The sequence below is a fragment of the Gammaproteobacteria bacterium genome (assembly GCA_019911805.1).
Classification (GTDB): domain Bacteria; phylum Pseudomonadota; class Gammaproteobacteria; order Thiohalobacterales; family Thiohalobacteraceae; genus JAHJQQ01.
In genome coordinates, this window is record JAIOJV010000118.1 from 1 (window position 1) to 17003 (window position 17003).

General features: G+C 62.8%; 14 protein-coding genes. 10 read left to right on the top strand and 4 right to left on the bottom strand.

Features of this window, described 5'->3' with window-relative positions; genetic code table 11:
- Nucleotides 1-270: Uma2 family endonuclease (locus K8I04_15040; protein ID MBZ0073030.1), on the top strand; the 270-nt coding region annotated here is incomplete at its 5' end.
- Between the two features lie 223 nt (nucleotides 271-493).
- Here K8I04_15040 and aroQ read toward each other — a convergent pair.
- Nucleotides 494-940, bottom strand: coding sequence for a type II 3-dehydroquinate dehydratase (aroQ, locus tag K8I04_15045; protein MBZ0073031.1), 447 nt, complete (start codon nucleotides 938-940; stop codon nucleotides 494-496).
- A gap of 455 nt (nucleotides 941-1395) precedes the next feature.
- The gene (locus tag K8I04_15050) at nucleotides 1396-2064 is read right to left on the bottom strand and encodes a VPLPA-CTERM sorting domain-containing protein (GenBank protein ID MBZ0073032.1); all 669 of its coding nucleotides are present in this window, start codon (nucleotides 2062-2064) and stop codon (nucleotides 1396-1398) included.
- Nucleotides 2065-2847: 783 nt separating this feature from the next.
- Between K8I04_15050 and K8I04_15055 the strand changes: the two genes are divergently transcribed.
- The 9 genes from K8I04_15055 (at nucleotide 2848) to K8I04_15095 (ending at nucleotide 14687) form a co-directional block, all read left to right on the top strand.
- Nucleotides 2848-4116 carry an outer membrane protein transport protein gene (locus tag K8I04_15055; protein MBZ0073033.1) on the top strand — a complete coding sequence of 423 codons (1269 nt, stop codon included), beginning with the start codon at nucleotides 2848-2850 and terminating at the stop codon, nucleotides 4114-4116.
- A 121-nt stretch (nucleotides 4117-4237) separates the two neighbouring features.
- Nucleotides 4238-6826 carry a tandem-95 repeat protein gene (locus K8I04_15060; GenBank protein MBZ0073034.1) on the top strand — a complete coding sequence of 863 codons (2589 nt, stop codon included), beginning with the start codon at nucleotides 4238-4240 and terminating at the stop codon, nucleotides 6824-6826.
- A 270-nt stretch (nucleotides 6827-7096) separates the two neighbouring features.
- On the top strand, nucleotides 7097-7672 hold the full coding sequence (locus tag K8I04_15065; protein ID MBZ0073035.1) for a polysaccharide biosynthesis/export family protein: 576 nt from the start codon (nucleotides 7097-7099) through the stop codon (nucleotides 7670-7672).
- 39 nt (nucleotides 7673-7711) lie between these two features.
- Complete coding sequence (locus K8I04_15070) at nucleotides 7712-7984, top strand: BrnT family toxin (GenBank protein MBZ0073036.1); 273 nt, start codon at nucleotides 7712-7714, stop codon at nucleotides 7982-7984.
- Nucleotides 7968-8219, top strand: a complete 252-nt coding sequence (locus tag K8I04_15075) for a BrnA antitoxin family protein (GenBank protein ID MBZ0073037.1) — start codon at nucleotides 7968-7970, stop codon at nucleotides 8217-8219. Before K8I04_15070 ends, K8I04_15075 begins: the two co-directional genes overlap by 17 nt.
- 581 nt (nucleotides 8220-8800) lie before the next feature.
- The gene (locus K8I04_15080) at nucleotides 8801-10048 is read left to right on the top strand and encodes a hypothetical protein (protein ID MBZ0073038.1); all 1248 of its coding nucleotides are present in this window, start codon (nucleotides 8801-8803) and stop codon (nucleotides 10046-10048) included.
- A gap of 379 nt (nucleotides 10049-10427) precedes the next feature.
- Nucleotides 10428-12176, top strand: a complete 1749-nt coding sequence (locus K8I04_15085; GenBank protein ID MBZ0073039.1) for a lipopolysaccharide biosynthesis protein — start codon at nucleotides 10428-10430, stop codon at nucleotides 12174-12176.
- Between the two features lie 271 nt (nucleotides 12177-12447).
- The gene (locus K8I04_15090) at nucleotides 12448-13239 is read left to right on the top strand and encodes a CpsD/CapB family tyrosine-protein kinase (protein ID MBZ0073040.1); all 792 of its coding nucleotides are present in this window, start codon (nucleotides 12448-12450) and stop codon (nucleotides 13237-13239) included.
- Between the two features lie 233 nt (nucleotides 13240-13472).
- A complete protein-coding gene (locus tag K8I04_15095; protein ID MBZ0073041.1) occupies nucleotides 13473-14687 on the top strand; it encodes an AAA family ATPase in 1215 nt (404 codons plus the stop codon).
- Between the two features lie 249 nt (nucleotides 14688-14936).
- On the opposite strand, the gene K8I04_15100 is transcribed toward K8I04_15095, so the two are convergent.
- Together K8I04_15100 and cysQ are read right to left on the bottom strand one after the other, a co-directional pair.
- On the bottom strand, nucleotides 14937-15335 hold the full coding sequence (locus K8I04_15100; protein ID MBZ0073042.1) for a VanZ family protein: 399 nt from the start codon (nucleotides 15333-15335) through the stop codon (nucleotides 14937-14939).
- Between the two features lie 612 nt (nucleotides 15336-15947).
- Nucleotides 15948-16757: a 3'(2'),5'-bisphosphate nucleotidase CysQ gene (gene cysQ, locus K8I04_15105; GenBank protein MBZ0073043.1), complete on the bottom strand. Its 810-nt coding sequence runs from the start codon at nucleotides 16755-16757 to the stop codon at nucleotides 15948-15950.
- Nucleotides 16758-17003 lie beyond the last annotated feature (246 nt).

The following is a 17003-nucleotide window of genomic DNA, read 5'->3' on the forward strand; positions in this document are numbered from 1 at the left end:
GCCCACCCCGGCCCCGCCGACCTGTTGCTGCTCGTCGAAGTCGCGGCCAGCAGCCTGCGTTTCGACCGCGACGTCAAGCTGCCGCTCTATGCGCGCCATGGCATTCCCGAAGTCTGGCTTGTAGATATCGAAAACAGCCGACTCGAGATCTACAGCCAGCCGCAGATGAATGGCTATGTGGAAACCCGGGCGCCGGTATCGACGCTCACACCGATCGACGTGCCGGGGATGGCCGGCATGGCCGTGGACCTGAGTGGATTGTTCTCGTAACCCATGAACCCATGAGGTGGGCCAGGCAGAGCGGCGGTGGCGGTGGCGGTGGTGAGGCGTGAGGCGTGAGGCGTGGAAATCTTTATGGCCACGGAACTACACGGAAAAACACGGAAAATTACGAAAATAAAAGCCCACATAGCAACCGCGCGGCTTGATTACTGGGATGTTGCAATTGCCTTTTTCCGTGTTTTTCCGTGTGCTTCCGTGGCCATAAGGGGTTTCACGCCTCACGCCCCGCTCCCCGCTCCACCGCCGCCCGCAGGGCCAGTTCGTAGCCGATCGGGCCGAGGCCGGCGATGGTGCCGATGGCGATGTCCGACAGGTAGGACCGGTGCCGGAACGGCTCGCGGGCGTGGACGTTGGACAGGTGGACCTCTATAAAAGGTATATGCACCGCCGCCAGGGCGTCGCGCAGGGCGACGCTGGTGTGGGTGAAGGCCGCCGGGTTAATGATGATGAAGCGCACGCCTGCCGCCGGCGCCCCCTGCACCCGCCCGACCAGCTCGTGCTCGGCGTTGGACTGGAAGGTCTCGACCGTCACCCCCAGCTCACCGCCCAGCGCCGCCAGGCGCGCGTCGATGTCGGCCAGGGTGGCGTGGCCGTAATGCTCCGGCTCGCGGGCACCGAGCAGGTTGAGATTGGGGCCGTGCAGGACGAGGACGGTCATGGCGTGCATCCGGTAGTGGTGGAATGCGGGGATTGTAGTGGAAACCGCGCCCGAGAGCCCCTGCATGGCCACGGCGGCACACACTAAAGAGTCCGTCTAACCGGGAGCGCCTCGCAGGGTGTGGTGCCTGCATCGACTAAAAACCGATCTTGGCCACGGAAGCACACGGAACAACACGGAAAAATTACCTCGTTAAAACCCCTTGGGGATCACGCGACGGAACATCTCTGCGATGAGGTTCGGCTTTGGGATTTTCCCACCCGATTTTTCCGTGTTGTTCCGTGTGCCTCCGTGGCTATAAAGGTTTTACTCCTCACTCCTCACTCCTCACTCAATCAAGCCTGACCCCATTGACCGGAGCTTCAGAAAAAACGAAGGCCGGATCCACTTGCGCGGATCCGGCCTTCATCAGGCCGTGAGACGGGTGATGTATCAAATCACCCAGAGCGTCTCATTCAGACAGCGGCCTTCTTGCGGCGGGCTACGCCCACCAGGCCGATCAGACCCGAGCCCAGCAGCCACACGGCAGCCGGGACCGGGATGACAGCGGGGGCGGTAATGTCACCACCACTGATAGTACCCACCAGGTTCAACAGGTATCGTGTATTACCGAAGTTGGACGGATCACCGGCGGGCACAGTTGCAGAGTAGGTCAGGGTGTAAGTGTCCCCGGCGGTACAATCCACACCACAGGTAATATTGGCAACGCCCTCAGCATTACCATTCCACGCACCGCTACCCATCGGGATCACTGCGATACCGTTCCAGCTCACGGACCAGCCGCTGAAATCTGCCGTGGCGGTATTGCCGCTGGCGCTGAGTACGTTCGTGTTTGAAGTGCTCAGGTGCAGGCCAGTGTTGCCAAAGAAGGCCCAGGCGTTGTCGATGCCCTCTACCTCAGAGCCATTCGGCACGCCGCTGTGGCTGCCGCTGGCCGACTGGGTAGTACCCAGAACCAGACCATCATTCCCACTGATGAATTGACCGTCGAAGCCTGGGGCGTTGACGGCAGTGCCACCACCCATGGTGAAGAACGAACCAGCATCGACACTCAGTGTGGCGGCGCCAGCGGTAGAAGCGGCCATAGCAGTCGCGATGGCAGCGGAAAGAGCGATCTTCTTCATTGAGTAACTCCTCCAGAGTAACCTTCATTATTGAACTCTTATACTCAAGCTTAAGAAAAGCTGAGTACGACGGGATTATTGAGCAATGCACGTGCCAAGCAAACAAAATCATTAATTATCATATAGATATACATACGCACCCCGGAAGGACTACAGCCGGACTGTCAAGTCGACCGACAGGGCGCGGCCGGCACGGTGGCCGGGAATGATCGCCACGGCCGAATGTAACCGAGTGATACACTTTGGTTATTTCTCGGCAATCGGTCCGAAACACCCAGCGCTCGCCATCTGTAAAGAATCCCGGCAGATAACACGCCTCTTGCCACGTCACCGCTGCACCCTCCCGGTGGCGCGGGGCACACCCCGTGACGGTCATCACACTTCGGGAAGATCGGCCGATGCGCGCGGCTCAGCGCAGCGCCGGATCGGTCCGCCGCCACAACCCACGACAGTGTCTGCAGCAACCGCGTGCGTCGGTCGCGCCCGGTGCCACCAGCCAATGCCGACACGACCACAGCCGACACTGTCGTATACATTGGCGTGCGACACACCGACGACGCCACGTCCCACAGGTACCTTGACAATTCTTTTTCCCACCGTCAGCATGCCGTAACAAATACACATGCCGTAACAAATACAGAAGGCCTGCGGCAGCGCGCTCACAGTATTTTCATCGCGCGCGTCCGACAGGAAGCGGCCGTCACGGCACGCCGGCCTCGACAACAACAGAACTAAAAACACAACATCGGAGGAGTCACTATGCACGCGGCTAGGAACCGAGCCTTGGCGTTGGCCGTCAGCGCTATCTTGTTTTCCCCCCTCTCCCACGCCACCAACGGCATGTATATGATCGGCTATGGAATGAGCTCGATCGGCATGGGTGGCACCGCCATCGGTAATCCGCAGGACAGTCTGGCCGGCGCATCGAACCCCGCGACCATCACCGCGTTCAACATCCGCGCCGATGCCGAGGCGACCCTGTTCCTGCCGGACGCCTCGGCGACCATCCGTCGCGACGCGCCGGACGAACTCAGCCAGGACAGCCGCGCCACCACCTTCGTCATCCCCAACATGGGCATGGCGATGAAGTTCAACCGCAAGCTCAGCTTCGGTTTCAGCGCGGTGGGTGCGGGTGGCGGTGGCAGTCGCTATAACTATAACCTCTACAATGCCACTGCCGGCGCCGGCGGCGATCCGGATCAGACCCTCGGCGTGAACATGATGATCATGCAGATGAACCCGACCATCGCGTTCCGCCCGGCGAAGAACCATTCCGTGGGCGCATCGCTGGTGCTCAGCGTGCAGACCTTCCGCGCCTTCGGTCTGGATTATTTCACCCCGTTCACCCGCGATCAGGACAACCGCTACCTCACCAACCGCGGCAATGACTGGGCCTACGGCGCGGGCGTGCGGCTCGGCTGGATGGGCGAGTTCATGAAGGAACGCCTGATCCTGGGCGTCACCGGCACCTCGAAGATCTATATGTCGAAGTTCGACAAGTACACGAGCCTGTTCGCCGAACAGGGCGACTTCGACACCCCCGCAAACTTCGGGGTCGGCATGTCCTACAAGGTGACGCCGAAGCTGCTGGTGGCGCTGGATGTCACCCGCACGCTGTACTCCGATGTCCGCTCCATCGGCAACCTGCCGCCCGCCACCGGCCCCGGCTCGGTGTTCCCTGATGCCGATGAGATTCATCGCATGGGTAACGATGCCGGCCTGGGCTTCGGCTGGGAAGACCAGACCGTCTACAAGCTCGGCGTCGCCTATAAATATGACAACAAGTGGACGATGCGAGCCGGTTGGAACTACGGCAAGAGCCCCATCCCGGAGGACAACGGCGCCATCCTGGTGAACTTCCTCGCACCCGCGACCACCGAGCACCACCTGACGCTGGGCGCGACCTATGCGGCCTCCGACATGATCGAGTACAGCTTCATGTACATGCGTGCCTTCAAGAACCGTCAGTGGGGCCCGACCTACATCGGCAACATGGGCGAGATCGAGATGAGCCAGAACGCCTTCGGTGCCGGCATCGGTGTCAGTTTCTAACCCAGACCATCACACAACTGTAACGGGATGCATACCCCGGGCGCTGGACACGACAACACCCTACCCGCGTGACACCGGCGAAACCCGTAATTAGAACAACATAAGATTTGGAGGAGCGGCGATGAACGCCTCACATTATAAGACCCGACGACTGACGGCTGTTGCAGTATTGATGACCGGCCTGCTCGGCTCCAGCGCAAGCTGGGCCGTGCTGCAGGACGGTTCCACCCTGAACATCGGTGCCGGCTCCAATTTCACCATGTCGGGGCAGCCGACCGCCATCACCGGCCTCAATGGTATCGTGCTCGGCACGACTCAGCTGGCCAGCGGTTCCCATTCCGGCGCCCCCGGCTGCGTCAATGGTGTCGGCACCTGCAACAATACCGGCGAATCCCCCAACATCGACAACCCCTGGGGTTTCTTCGGCAATACCGGCATGCATCAGACCACGTCCCCGAGCAACGTGTCGACCGCAAGCGGCAACACCGCCACCGTCGATCTCAGCGGCTGGAACGTGACCTGGAACGGCCTTGCCTCCATCCCAATGGGCTCCGGAGCCTGGGGTGCCAACGCCAGCGGTGTGGCCAACATCGTCTGTGGCGTCGACTGTGGCAACGGTGATACCTACACCCTGACCTATACCGCAACGGTCCCAGAGGGCGATCCGTCCAATTTCGGCGGCGTGCAATATGGGCTGAACCTGGCCGGTACGATCAGTGCCCCCGTAGCCCCGGTGGCCGGCGACCTTTCGCTTTCGGTCGCCCAAAACACCGCCGCGTCCTGGACCCCCGACGTTACCGACGACAATGGGGATGCTCTGACATGCAGCATTGTGGCGCAGCCCGCGGCGGGCCAGGGCACGGCCACGGTTGCGGCCGACTGTAGCACCGGCAGCTATGATCCGGGCGCATTTTTCGGTTCGACATCCTTCACCTATCTGGCCAATGACGGCACAGCAGACAGCGACGTCGCCACCGTAACCGTCACGGTCGCGGCAACACCACCACCGGTCGCCGTCGACGACACCGCCACCACACGCGTCAACACACCCGTAGATATTGATGTGACTGCCAACGATACGGATGCCGATGGGACGGTCGACGTGACCACGGTTGCGATCGTACTCGATGTCACCAACGGCACCACCAGCGTCGATGCCGTAACCGGTGTCGTGACCTACACGCCAAACGCCTCCTTTACCGGTGACGACAGCTTCACTTATACGGTTGATGACGACGATGGCCAGACATCGGATCCGGCAAGCGTGACCATCACCGTCACGCCCAACAGCGTACCGACCGCCAGCAACGACAGTGCCACCACCGATGCCGACACCGCCGTCGTGATCAACGTGCTGGCCAATGACAGTGATTCCGATGGCACGCTCGATCCAGCAACCCTCACCGCATCCAACGGCACCCACGGCACCACCAGCGTGAATACGACGACGGGCGAGGTTACCTACACCCCGAACCCCGGCTTCGTGGGTCTCGATACCTTTACCTATACCGTCGATGACAACGACGGCGACACCTCCAACAGCGCGACCGTGACGGTCACCGTCCGTTCGACAGGCGCCGGTGCCATGCCGGCCAACGCCACGCTGAGCATCGATACCGGCTCCAACTTCACGATGGAGGTCTCGCCCGGGTTCCACCTTCCCACGGCCATCACCGGCTTCCAGGGACTCAAGACCTTCGTCGCCCAGGCCGCATCCGGCTCACATACCGGCGCCCCGGGCACCATAGCGGGCGAGAACCCCAGCATCGACAATGTTTGGAACTTCTTCGGCAACACCGGCATGCACGGCACCACCACCCCCGCACGGGTACTGAGTGCCACCGGCAATACCGCCACCCTCGATATGAGTGGCTGGTTCGTCACCTGGAACGGCATTGCACTCATTCCGATGAGCAACAACCCCTGGGGTTCCAACGCCGAGGGTGTTGCCGACATCGTCTGCGGTGTGGACTGTGGCGACGGTGACACCTACACCCTGACCTATACCGCGACCGTGCCCGTGGGTGATCCGTCCGGCTTCGGCGGCGTGGCCTATGGGCTGAACCTGGTCGGCACCATCAATGTCATCCCGGTGGTGGACGCCAGCGGCAGTACCGGCACACCGGTCGTGGGCGACGGCGGTGAAGGTGGCACCGAGGCCAGTGGCTATCAGATCGCCGTGACCGGCCTGTTCGACGATCCCGACTACGACGCCGTCAGTTCGGTGTTCGACTTCTCGGTTAGCGGCCTGGGCGTCGGCGGCACGGCCGTGGTGACCCTCAACCTGGGTCAGGCCATGCCAGCCGAGGCGGTCTACCGCAAGTTCACGCATACATCAGGGTGGTTGACCTTCGACACCAGCGCGGGTGACACCATCGAGTCCGGTGCCTCCGTCAGCGGTGACTGTGCAACGGCGGCGGGTGTCACCTATGCGGCCGGACTCGCGGCCGGCAATGACTGCATACGGCTGACCATCACCGATGGCGGCAGCAACGACGGTGACCGCTCCCTGAATGGGACGGTCTTCGATCCAGGTGTGGTTGCAGTGCCTGCCGCCGCGCCCTTCGTCGACACCCGCACCAGCGGCTCCAGCAACAGCGGTGGCTGCACCCTCGGCACCCGCCCGGTCTCGCTAAACAAGGCCGGTGACTGGTTGCTGGTCGGGCTGGCGCTCGTCGGTCTGGCGCTGTTCCGCCGCCGCGCGGCCTGAGACGGGCCGGCAGGATGCCGGTGGCAGTACCCCAAGCGCGGCCTTCGGGCCGCGCTTTTTTGTGGTGCGTGTATCCCGTGGTGGGAAAACCGTGACCCCGCGCTTGACGCACCTGCCGGATTTCTGTTGAATCGGCCGCACCCGGTGCGGCGGACGGCGAACGCACTGGCACGGACGACGCCGGCCGTACCGCGGCAGGAATGCCGCTCCTGCAAAGGCGGCGGCCGACAATCACAAGCCCACACGGGCACTCTGGAGGAGCTACGTATAATGGTATTGAACCGCACCCTGCCGGCCCTGGCCGGCCTCGTCCTGATGGCCCTGTCGATGGGACCCGCCCTGGCCGCCGAGGCCGGACCCGACGACGCCTATCTCGTCCAGCCCGGCGACGTGCTGAGCATTTCGGTGTGGCGCGAAGAGGGCCTCGAGAAAGAGGTGCTGGTGCGCCCCGATGGCGGGCTGTCGTTCCCGCTGGTCGGCAACGTCCAGGCCAGCGGCAAGTCCATCCCGCAGCTGCAGACCGAGGTCGCCGACAAGCTCAAGCGCTTCATCCCCGACCCGTCGGTGACCGTCGCCGTGCTCAAACTCGACGGCAACAAGGTCTATGTGATCGGCAAGGTCAACCGCCCCGGTGAGTTTCCGGTGACGCGCAATGTCGACGTGGTGCAGGCCCTGGCCATGGCCGGCGGCATGACGCCGTATGCCGCCGTCAACAAGATCCACATCCTGCGCCGCAGCGGCGGCAAACAATCGGCCATCCCCTTCGCCTATGGCGATGTCGAGAAGGGCCAGGATCTGGAACAGAACATCGTCCTGCAGGCCGGCGACGTGGTGGTGGTGCCGTGATGGCTTGACGAATACATATGTTATGCATATATTCACGTCATGGAGCTGACCTGGGATCCGGCCAAGGCGGCCGCGAACCTCGCCAAGCACGGGGTGCGTTTTGCCGATGCCGAAACGGTCCTCTATGACCCGGATGCGCTTACCGTCGAGGATACCGACGCGGAAGGTGAGCACCGCTACGCTTCCATCGGGACGGATGCAATGGGTCGCATCCTGGTCGTCGTATACAGCTACCGTGGCAACCGGATTCGCTTGATTTCCGCACGCCGCGCCAGCAAGAAGGAGAGGCGGGCCTATGAAGAAGGAATATGATTTCAGCACGGGGACCCGCGGCGCCGTGATCGCCCAGAAGGGTAAGACCCGTATCACCATCTACCTGGACGATGCGGTGCTGGGTGCTTTCCGGGAGCGCGCGGACGCCTCGGGCCAGGGATATCAAACCCTGATCAATGAAGCGTTGCGGGAGTACCTGGGCAGATCCCAGGTGCCCGTCGACGAGGAAACGCTGCGGCGCGTGATCCGCGAGGAGCTGAAGCAGGTGGGTTGAAGGTGCAGGGTGCCCCGGCACACCCTGCAAGATGGATGGCCACGGAAGCACACGGAAATACACGGAATTCAAAAGCCCGCTGCTCACCACCTTCCGTGTTCTTCCGTGTGTTTCCGTGGCCAATATTGATGGTTGCAATGATCAATGGGGTCAGACTCGATTGGTCCGCAATCCATTGATCCGGGATTTTTTTACCTTCCGTGTATTTCCGTGTGCTTCCGTTGCCAATGGTTGTTTCCGAGCACGCTGCCGATTCGAGACGCTGGATATGGACATCTCCTTCCAAAACCCGGATCATCGGGCGACCCGCAGGCAGGACCACATGACCGAAAGCGCCTGACCGAAGAGCGCGACGCGGGGGCCGTGAGACAGGGTTGTCCCAGACCATTACAACGTTAAGAAAAACCGATTTCGGCCACGGATGCCCCGGAAGACACTGAAATGAAACAGCGTCGTGAAGCCCCGGCTCAACACCTGGCGGGCGTGGATTGCTGGTGTGCGAAACGTATGCCCTCGTCCGTGTTTTTCCGTGTGCTTCCGTGGCAAATACGGGTTTTGGGTTCCATTGCGTTGAGCTCACAATGAACACACACAGCCGCCTGTCGTGCCTGCTGCTGGCCGCCGCGTCACTGGCCGCGCCCGGGTTGCACGCCGCCGAATGGGTGGCCGAGCCGAGCGTCAGCCTGCGCAGTGAATACGACGACAACATCCGGCTGACGGCCTTCGATCATGACGCCGTCTGGGGCGCCATCCTCGACCCCCGCCTCACGCTCAGCCGCCGCACCGAACTGTGGGACCTGAACGCCACCGGCCGGTTGCGGGCGGCCTGGTACGACGACGACGATCTGAATACGGTCGACAACTTCCTCGACCTCGCCGCCGCGCGGCGCTTCGAGCGCGGCTCGCTGGAGGCCAGCGCCGGGCTCAGCAACGACACCACCCTGCAGAACGAAATCCTGGACATCGACACCGGCCTGGTGATCAACCAGGTCGACCGCAGCCAGCGGACGCTGCGCCTGGCCGGGGAGTACATGCTCACCGAGACCACCTGGGTGGAGGTCTCGGCGGAGTACCACCAGGTGGACTACGACGACGGGGAACGCTACGGCCTGCTCGACTATGACTATCTGACGCCCGGCGTGCGCGTCGTCCACCAGCTGAACCCCAAGACGCAGGTGTTCGGCATCCTCAGTCACGCCCGGGTGGACTACGAGACGGCCAGCGCGCTGGAGTCCAAGACCGACAGCCTGCAACTGGGTGCGGCCTACGACATCACCGAGCTCTGGAAGGTGAGCGGATCGGTGGGCACGCGCCGCACCAAGACCAGTTCGCTGCTGCCCACGGCCGTGCCGATTCCCGGGCTGGAACCCTTTTTCCCGCTCCCCGGGACCTACACCATCGTCTACGAACCCCGCGACAGCGAGACCACCGGCCTGGTCTACGACGCCAGCCTCAGCCGCGAGTTCGAGACCGGCAGCCTGAAGCTGAGCGCCTCGCAGTCGATCATCCCCAGCAGCACCGGCACGGACACCGAGACGACCCGCGTCGATCTCCATGGGACGCGCCGCTTCAGCGCTCAACTGTGGGGCCGGTTCGCCGTTAGCTATTACCGCTCGGACAGCCTGGGCGATGTCACGACACGCGCGGACCTCGACCGCTACCGCATCGCGCCCGGCCTGACCTGGAGGCTCGACCGCGACCTGGCGCTGACTGCCGGCTACGCCTACACCCACGTCACGCGCGATGTCGCGCTCGACGATACGGCCGACAGCAATATGGTGTATGTCAGCCTTGGTTACACCTGGCCGCGTATGGCGATGTCGCGGTGAGTGAGGGGTGAGGACGAAAAACTTTTCATGGCCACGGAAGCACACGGAAAAACACGGAAAATTACGAAGGCAAAAACCCAGATAGCAACTTCGCAGCTTATTTGCTGGGATTTTGCAATAGCCCCTTTCCGTGTATTTCCGTGTGTTTCCGTGGCCAATGAGATGTTTGTGAATGCAGAGCGCCGCGAGGCTGTATGATGAGGCGCTGCGGATGCCAGGAGATCCCCGGTTTTACAATAAGATATTTTTCCCGTGTCTTTCCGTGTAGTTCCGTGGCCAGAAACAGATTTTTTTAGTACGCCCCACACCGCGATGCGGCGCCGACGCACCCAGCGAGCACCGCACGGATCAACTGAAAAAGGGCTCACACGAGCAGCGCATGAACGAAGAACAGACCAAGAATCTGCAGGACTACCTCATTGCCTTCAAGCGCCGCCGCGCCCAGATCGCCGCCCTCTTCGTGGTGGTCTTCGGCATCGGCGCGATCATCGCGCTGGCCTGGCCGCCCACCTACCGGTCGGCGGCCACCATCCTGATCGAGGAGCAGCAGATCCCCACCGAGCTGGTGCAGTCCACCGTCACCAGCTATGCCGCACAGCGTATTCAGACCATCAGCCAGCGCGTCATGACGCGCAGCAATCTGATGAGCATCATCGACAAGTACAACCTCTATGCCGACAAGCGCGGGCGTGAGACCACCGAGGAGATCCTCGCGCGCATGCGCAAGGATATCGCGCTCGACATGATCAGCGCCGATGTGATCGACCCGCGCTCCGGCCGCCCCATGCCGGCCACCATCGCCTTCTCCCTGGCCTTCGAGGGTGAGAACCCGGAACAGGTGCAGCGGGTCGCGAACGAACTGACGACCCTGTACCTGCAGGAGAACCTCCGCACCCGCACCTCCAAGGCCCAGGAGACGCTGACCTTCCTGTCCGACGAGGCGAATCGCCTGAACCAGCAGATCAAGGAACTGGAAGGGCGCCTGGCGGCGTTCAAGGAAGCCAACGCCGGCAGCCTGCCGGAGCTGCAGCCCTTGTTGCGCGAGCAGATCGAGCGCACCGAGCGCGAATTGACCGACACCGCCACCCAGATCCGCACCCTGGACGATCGGCGCTTCTATCTGCAGGGCCAGCTCGGCCAGCAGGACCCCTACGGGGCGGATGTGAATCTGAGCCCCGGCGCCCGCCTCAAGGCCCTGCGCACGGAATACGCGAGCATCGCCGCACGCTATTCCGCCGACCACCCGGACGTGATCCGCATGCAGCGCGAGATCGAGAGCCTGGAGCGTGAGACCGGCCAGGTGAATCCGCGCGAGGGCCTGCTGGAGCAGATTGCCGCGCTCAAGGTCGAGCTGGGCAGCCTGCGGGAGAAATATTCTACCGAGCACCCCGACGTGGTGCGGCTCGAGCGTCAGATCGCCGGTCTGGAGGCGACGCTGGCCAAGACCCCGGCCGGCGGCGGATCGCAGTCCCAGCGCAGCCCGGACAACCCGGCCTACGTGACCCTGCAGGCGCAGCTGAACGCCACGCTGAGCGAGATCCAGTCACTGCAGACCAAGCGCACCCAGCTGGAGGCGCGCCGCGCCGACTACGAACGGCGGCTGGCGGCCATGCCGCAGGTGGAGGGCGAGTTCCGCACCCTGACGCGTGATCTCGAGAACGCCTCGGCCAAGTACCAGGAACTCAACGCCAAGCAGATGCAGGCCCGGATCGCCCAGCAGCTGGAGACCGAGAGCAAGGGCGAGCGCTTCACCCTGATCGATCCGCCGGTGCTGCCGGAGGAGCCGATCAAACCGAACCGCCCGGCCATCATCTTCCTGAGCCTGGTGCTGGCATTGGGCAGCGGTGTCGGCTATGCCGCCGTGGCCGAGAGCCTGGACACCACCGTACGCGGTGCCAAGGGGGTGCTGGCGACGCTGCAGGTCGCGCCGCTGGCCCTGATCCCCTACCTGGCCTCGGACCGCGAGCGCAGCGCCCAACGGCGCAAGCGCCGCCTGCTCGTACTGGGCGCGCTCGCAGTGGTGCTGCTCGCCGTCGGCCTGGTGCATGTGTTCGTATCGCCGCTGGACGTGCTCTGGTTCCGCGCCCTGCGCAAAGCGACCATCGTCACGGGTATTGGGATGGAGTGAGGCGTTAGGCGTTAGGCGTTAGGCGTTAGGCGTGAGGCGTGAGGCGTAAAAGACAAAACCTTTTTTAGCCACGGAAACACACGGAAATACACGGAAAAGGGCTATTGAAAAATCCCAGTAAACAAACTGCGCGGTTACTATCTGGGCTTTTACATTCTTAATTTTCCGTGTCCTTCCGTGTGTTTCCGTGGCTAAAGAGGGTTTTCACGCCTCACGCCTCACGCCTAACGCCTCACTCTCAAAACACGTTCACCGTTGAGGACGAATTCATATGGAACGCATCAAAGACGCGTTGGAACGGGCCAGGCAGGAGCGCGGCGAGGCGCCGCCACCGGTCGCACGTCCCGGGTCCACGCCCGCGGCACCGCCGGCGGCAGAGATCAGCTACACCCAGACACGGACCGCCAAGCCGGCCACCGGCATGCTGCGCAGTCGCCGCATCGTCGCCGGCCTGCCCGACGGCGCCTTCAGCAGCGCCTACCGGATGCTACGCACCCAGGTGCTGCAGCGGCTCACGGAGAACGACTGGAACGTGCTCGCCGTCACCAGCCCCGGCGAGGGCGAGGGCAAGACCCTGACCGCGATCAACCTGGCCATCAGCCTGGGGATGGAGGTCGACTACACGGTGCTGCTGGTCGACGCCAACCTGCGCCACCCGAGCATCCACGAACAGCTGGGGCTGCCGGCCAGCCAGGGGCTGAGCGAGTACCTGCTGGACGACGTGCCGCTGCCGGAGTTGCTGGTGCACCCCGAAGGCCTGGACCAGGTCGTCGTCCTGCCCGCCGGCCGCGTGGTGCAGAACTCCGCCGAACTGCTCAACTCGCCGAAGATGGCGCAACTGGTGCAGGAACTGAAGAACCGCTACCCGCGCCGCATCGTGATCTTCGATCTGCCGCCGGTACTGTCCGCCGCCGACGCCCTGGCCTTCGCGCCCTACGTCGACGCCGCCCTGCTGGTACTGGAGGAAGGCGGCACCACCCAGGACGACGCCCGCCGCGCCGTGGAACTGCTGGACTGCACCAACGTCCTCGGCACCGTGTTGAACAAGGCGGGGAGGGAGTGAGTGCGTGAGGAGTGAGGAGTAAAAAACCTTTTATGGCCACGGAAGCACACGGAAATACACGGAAAGTTATGAATGTAAAAGCCCAGATAGCAACCGCGCAGTTTGTCTGCTGGGATTTTGCAATAGCCCTTTTCCGTGCCTTTCCGTGTGCTTCCGTGGCTAAAAAGCGTTTGGGTTTGGGTTTGCCTTTTGCGCCTCACGCCTCACGCCTCACGCCTCACTCATAAACAGCCATGTACGAAACCCATTTCGGACTCAAAGAAAAGCCCTTTTCGCTGCTGCCGGACCCGGCGTTTCTGTATCTGAGCGACAAGCACCGTATGGCGCTGGCGCTGCTCGAGTACGGGCTCGGCAATCAGGCGGGCTTCACCGCCATTACCGGTGGCATCGGCACCGGCAAGACCACGCTGATCCGGCATCTGCTCAATCACATGGGCCAGGACGTCACGGTCGGGCTGATCACCAATACCCACCGTTCCTTCGGCGAGCTGCTGCAGTGGATCCTGCTGGCATTCAACATCGATGAGACCGGTAAGACCAAGGTGGAGATGTACCGCGCCTTCGTCGATTTCATGATCGCCGAATACGCCCGCAACCGGCGCACCGTGCTGATCGTCGACGAGGCCCAGAACATGGACGCCGAGACGCTGGAAGAGCTGCGCATGCTGTCCAACGTCAACGCCGACAAGGACCAGGTGCTGCAGGTCATCCTGGTCGGCCAGCAACAGCTGCGCGATACCCTGCGCCGCCCGGACCTGATCCAGTTCGCCCAGCGCATCTCGGTCGATTATCACCTCACGCCACTGACGGCTGAGGAGACGACCGCCTACATCCGCCATCGCCTGGAGGTCGCCGGCGGTCACCCGGAGATCTTCACCGATGCCGCCTGCCTGGCGGTGCACACCTACAGCCAGGGCGTGCCGCGGCTGGTGAATCTGTTGTGCGACATCGCGCTGGTATACGGCTATGCGGAGCAGCGCACGCACATCGATGCCGATCTGATCGCCGATGTGGCACGCGAAAAACAGGCCGGCGGGCTGTTCCCCGCGCCGGAACCCGACCTGGACGGCACGCCGAACGCCACCGCCCCGGCCGCCGACAGCGCGCCCGGGGCAAAAAAAAAACTGCGCCTGGCGATAGCCAGTGAATCGCCGATCCTGCGCCGCCACCTGCGCCAGCTGGTCGAGGCCCAGGGTCTGGACGTCATCGATACCCTGCCACTGAACGACAGCACCGTCGGCCGCATCGATCCCGAGGCCATCGATATCCTGCTGGTGGATCTGGACGACGATGCCGAGGCGCGGCTCGGCAATCTGTGCGACATGCTGGACCAGTGGAATCTGCCGGTCCTGTTCAACGATACCCAACTGACCGAGGCCAGCCTCTACGGCCGCGACCCGCAGTTCGGCGAGGAACTCACCGCCCGGCTGCTGTCGCTGGCGCCGTGAGCTGTGGGGCTCACGGCTGGTATCACGTGCGAAACCCTCTAGCCACAGAATCCACGGAACGACACGGAAAAATCTATTAATGGCCACGGAAACACACGGAAATACACGGAAGATATCGATGCATCGAGATTTACATTCTGTGTGTTTCCGTGGCTATAAATGGGTTTAGCTCACCGGATACTTTGTCGCGGGTTTCGTGACTGAAAGATTTTTCCGTGTTGTTCCGTGGATTCCGTGGCTAAAGAGTTTTTACCGCGGACTCCGTACCGCAACAGGTCTTTTCCCGACCACCCGCCGCAGCAGCCAGGCCCCGAGCAGGGCGCCGATCGCGTCGGCCAGTACATCCAGCCCGTCCATGGTGCGGCCCGGCACGAAGAACTGGTGCCATTCGTCGCTGATCCCATAGAGCGTGGCGAGTGCGGCGGCCAGCAGCATCTGGCCGCGACTGTAGCCGCCCGTGCGCAGCGGCAGCGCGCCGAGCAGGAGCGCGCCCAGCAGACCGTACGCCACCAGATGCACCAGCTTGTCCTGCCCGGTGAAGCCCAGATCGATCTCCGGCATGGGCTGCGACGACAGATAGAAGAGCGTCGCCATCCAGGTCACGGCCAGGAACGTGCTCAGCAGGCGCAGGGTCTGGGTCGAGGGCATCAGCGGGGTCTCGTCATGGCAGAGTGAAAATCTTTCGGATGCTGGTAGTTACAACGATTCAGCCACGGAATCCGTGGAACGACACGGAAAAATCTATCAATGGCCACGGAAACACACGGAAATACACGGAAGATGTCGATACATCGAGATTTACATTCTGTGTTTCCGTGACCATTAGGGAACCCATCTGATTTATTCGTCGTACCGTCATTGCGAGCGAAGCGCGGCAATCTCCTTCGACGACAGATCAGCAACTTGGAGATTATTCGCTGCGCTCACCCCTCCGGGGCCGCCCTGCGGACGTTCTGCGCTCGCAAGCTCGCTGGTGCCGCGTCGCTGCACTCCTCGCAATGACGGGTTAATCAGGTTCCTTAGATCTTTGTAGGTCACCGACGCACCCTACACGGGCGCTCCCTCCCAGGCGCGGGGCGGGCCGAGCATCTGCCGCGAGAACGCACGGACAGGCGCGGAAGAGGCCGACATCACGGGTTTTACATTCCGTGTACTTCCGTGTGTTTCCGTGGCCATGAATAGATTTTTCCGTGTTGTTCCGTGGATTCCGTGGCTAAAGGGTTTTGCAGTCGGGCCTTGTGGCCGAGGTCTTACCGCACTTTACAGATACGCCGACCAGTCCCGCGACGCGTCGCCGAAGACGAAGAAGTGTGGGTTGAGCAGCGAGTCCTTGGTGTTGTAGCGCAGCGGCTGCAGGTCCAGACCGGTGACGCGGCCACCGGCCTCCTCCACCACGCATTGCGCGGCGGCTGTGTCCCATTCCGAGGTCAGGCCCAGGCGCGGGTAGATGTCGGCGCGGCCCTCGGCGACCAGACAGGATTTCAGGGCACTGCCCAGGCTCACCAGTTCGTGCGGACCGAGGTTGGCAAGGAAGCGCTGCAGCGACTCGCCACCGTGCGAGCGGCTGCCGGCGACCACCACCGGGCCGTCGGGCAGGGCCCGCACGCGGATCGCCTGCGGCGCGCCCCCGGCCTCCTGCCGGAAGGCCCCACCGCCGGTGCAGGCGAAATAGGTCAAGCGCGTCACCGGCACATAGACGATACCGAGCTCCACCCGCCCGTCGTGGACGAGCGCGATGTTCACCGTGAACTCGCCATTGTGCTTGATGAATTCGCGGGTGCCGTCGAGTGGATCGATCAGCCAGTAGCGGCGCCAGCGGCGGCGCTCCTCGAAGGGGATGCTGGCCGACTCCTCCGACAGCACCGGGATGTCCGGTGTCAGTGCCTCGAGCCCGGCGCTGATGGTGGTATGCGCCGCGAGATCGGCGGCGGTGAGCGGTGACTTGTCGTCCTTGTGCTCGACGGCAAAGTCGGTCTCGTAGATTTCGAGGATGTGTTCACCGGCCTGTACGGCGATCGCCTTGACCGCGGCGAGCAGGTCACAGGCATTGAAATTATCGTTATCGGCCATCGTTACGTCTCTCCCATACCATGAACAGCACGCTCCACCAGGGGCCTCACGCCCCGCCGGGGAGGCGGCATTCTAACAAGCCCGGGGCGTGAGGCGTGAGGTGCAGGGGGCAAAACCCGGTGATGGCCACGGAATCCACGGACCAACACAGACAAAACCTTTTTTGGCCACGGAAACACACGGAACAACACGGAAAAAATCCATTGTTGAAAACGCAATAAATCCGTCCGCAGGGTCCCCTCAGCA

Bases quoted from the DNA above. Each gene is read 5' to 3' on its own strand.
- K8I04_15070 (MBZ0073036.1), top strand. From the start codon at position 7,712: ATGGAGCTGACCTGGGATCCGGCCAAGGCGGCCGCGAACCTCGCCAAG.
- aroQ (MBZ0073031.1), bottom strand. From the start codon at position 940: ATGACCGTCCTCGTCCTGCACGGCCCCAATCTCAACCTGCTCGGTGCC.
- cysQ (MBZ0073043.1), bottom strand. From the start codon at position 16,757: ATGGCCGATAACGATAATTTCAATGCCTGTGACCTGCTCGCCGCGGTC.
- K8I04_15080 (MBZ0073038.1), top strand. From the start codon at position 8,801: ATGAACACACACAGCCGCCTGTCGTGCCTGCTGCTGGCCGCCGCGTCA.
- K8I04_15090 (MBZ0073040.1), top strand. From the start codon at position 12,448: ATGGAACGCATCAAAGACGCGTTGGAACGGGCCAGGCAGGAGCGCGGC.
- K8I04_15075 (MBZ0073037.1), top strand. From the start codon at position 7,968: ATGAAGAAGGAATATGATTTCAGCACGGGGACCCGCGGCGCCGTGATC.
- K8I04_15085 (MBZ0073039.1), top strand. From the start codon at position 10,428: ATGAACGAAGAACAGACCAAGAATCTGCAGGACTACCTCATTGCCTTC.
- K8I04_15100 (MBZ0073042.1), bottom strand. From the start codon at position 15,335: ATGCCCTCGACCCAGACCCTGCGCCTGCTGAGCACGTTCCTGGCCGTG.
- K8I04_15050 (MBZ0073032.1), bottom strand. From the start codon at position 2,064: ATGAAGAAGATCGCTCTTTCCGCTGCCATCGCGACTGCTATGGCCGCT.
- K8I04_15060 (MBZ0073034.1), top strand. From the start codon at position 4,238: ATGAACGCCTCACATTATAAGACCCGACGACTGACGGCTGTTGCAGTA.
- K8I04_15095 (MBZ0073041.1), top strand. From the start codon at position 13,473: ATGTACGAAACCCATTTCGGACTCAAAGAAAAGCCCTTTTCGCTGCTG.
- K8I04_15065 (MBZ0073035.1), top strand. From the start codon at position 7,097: ATGGTATTGAACCGCACCCTGCCGGCCCTGGCCGGCCTCGTCCTGATG.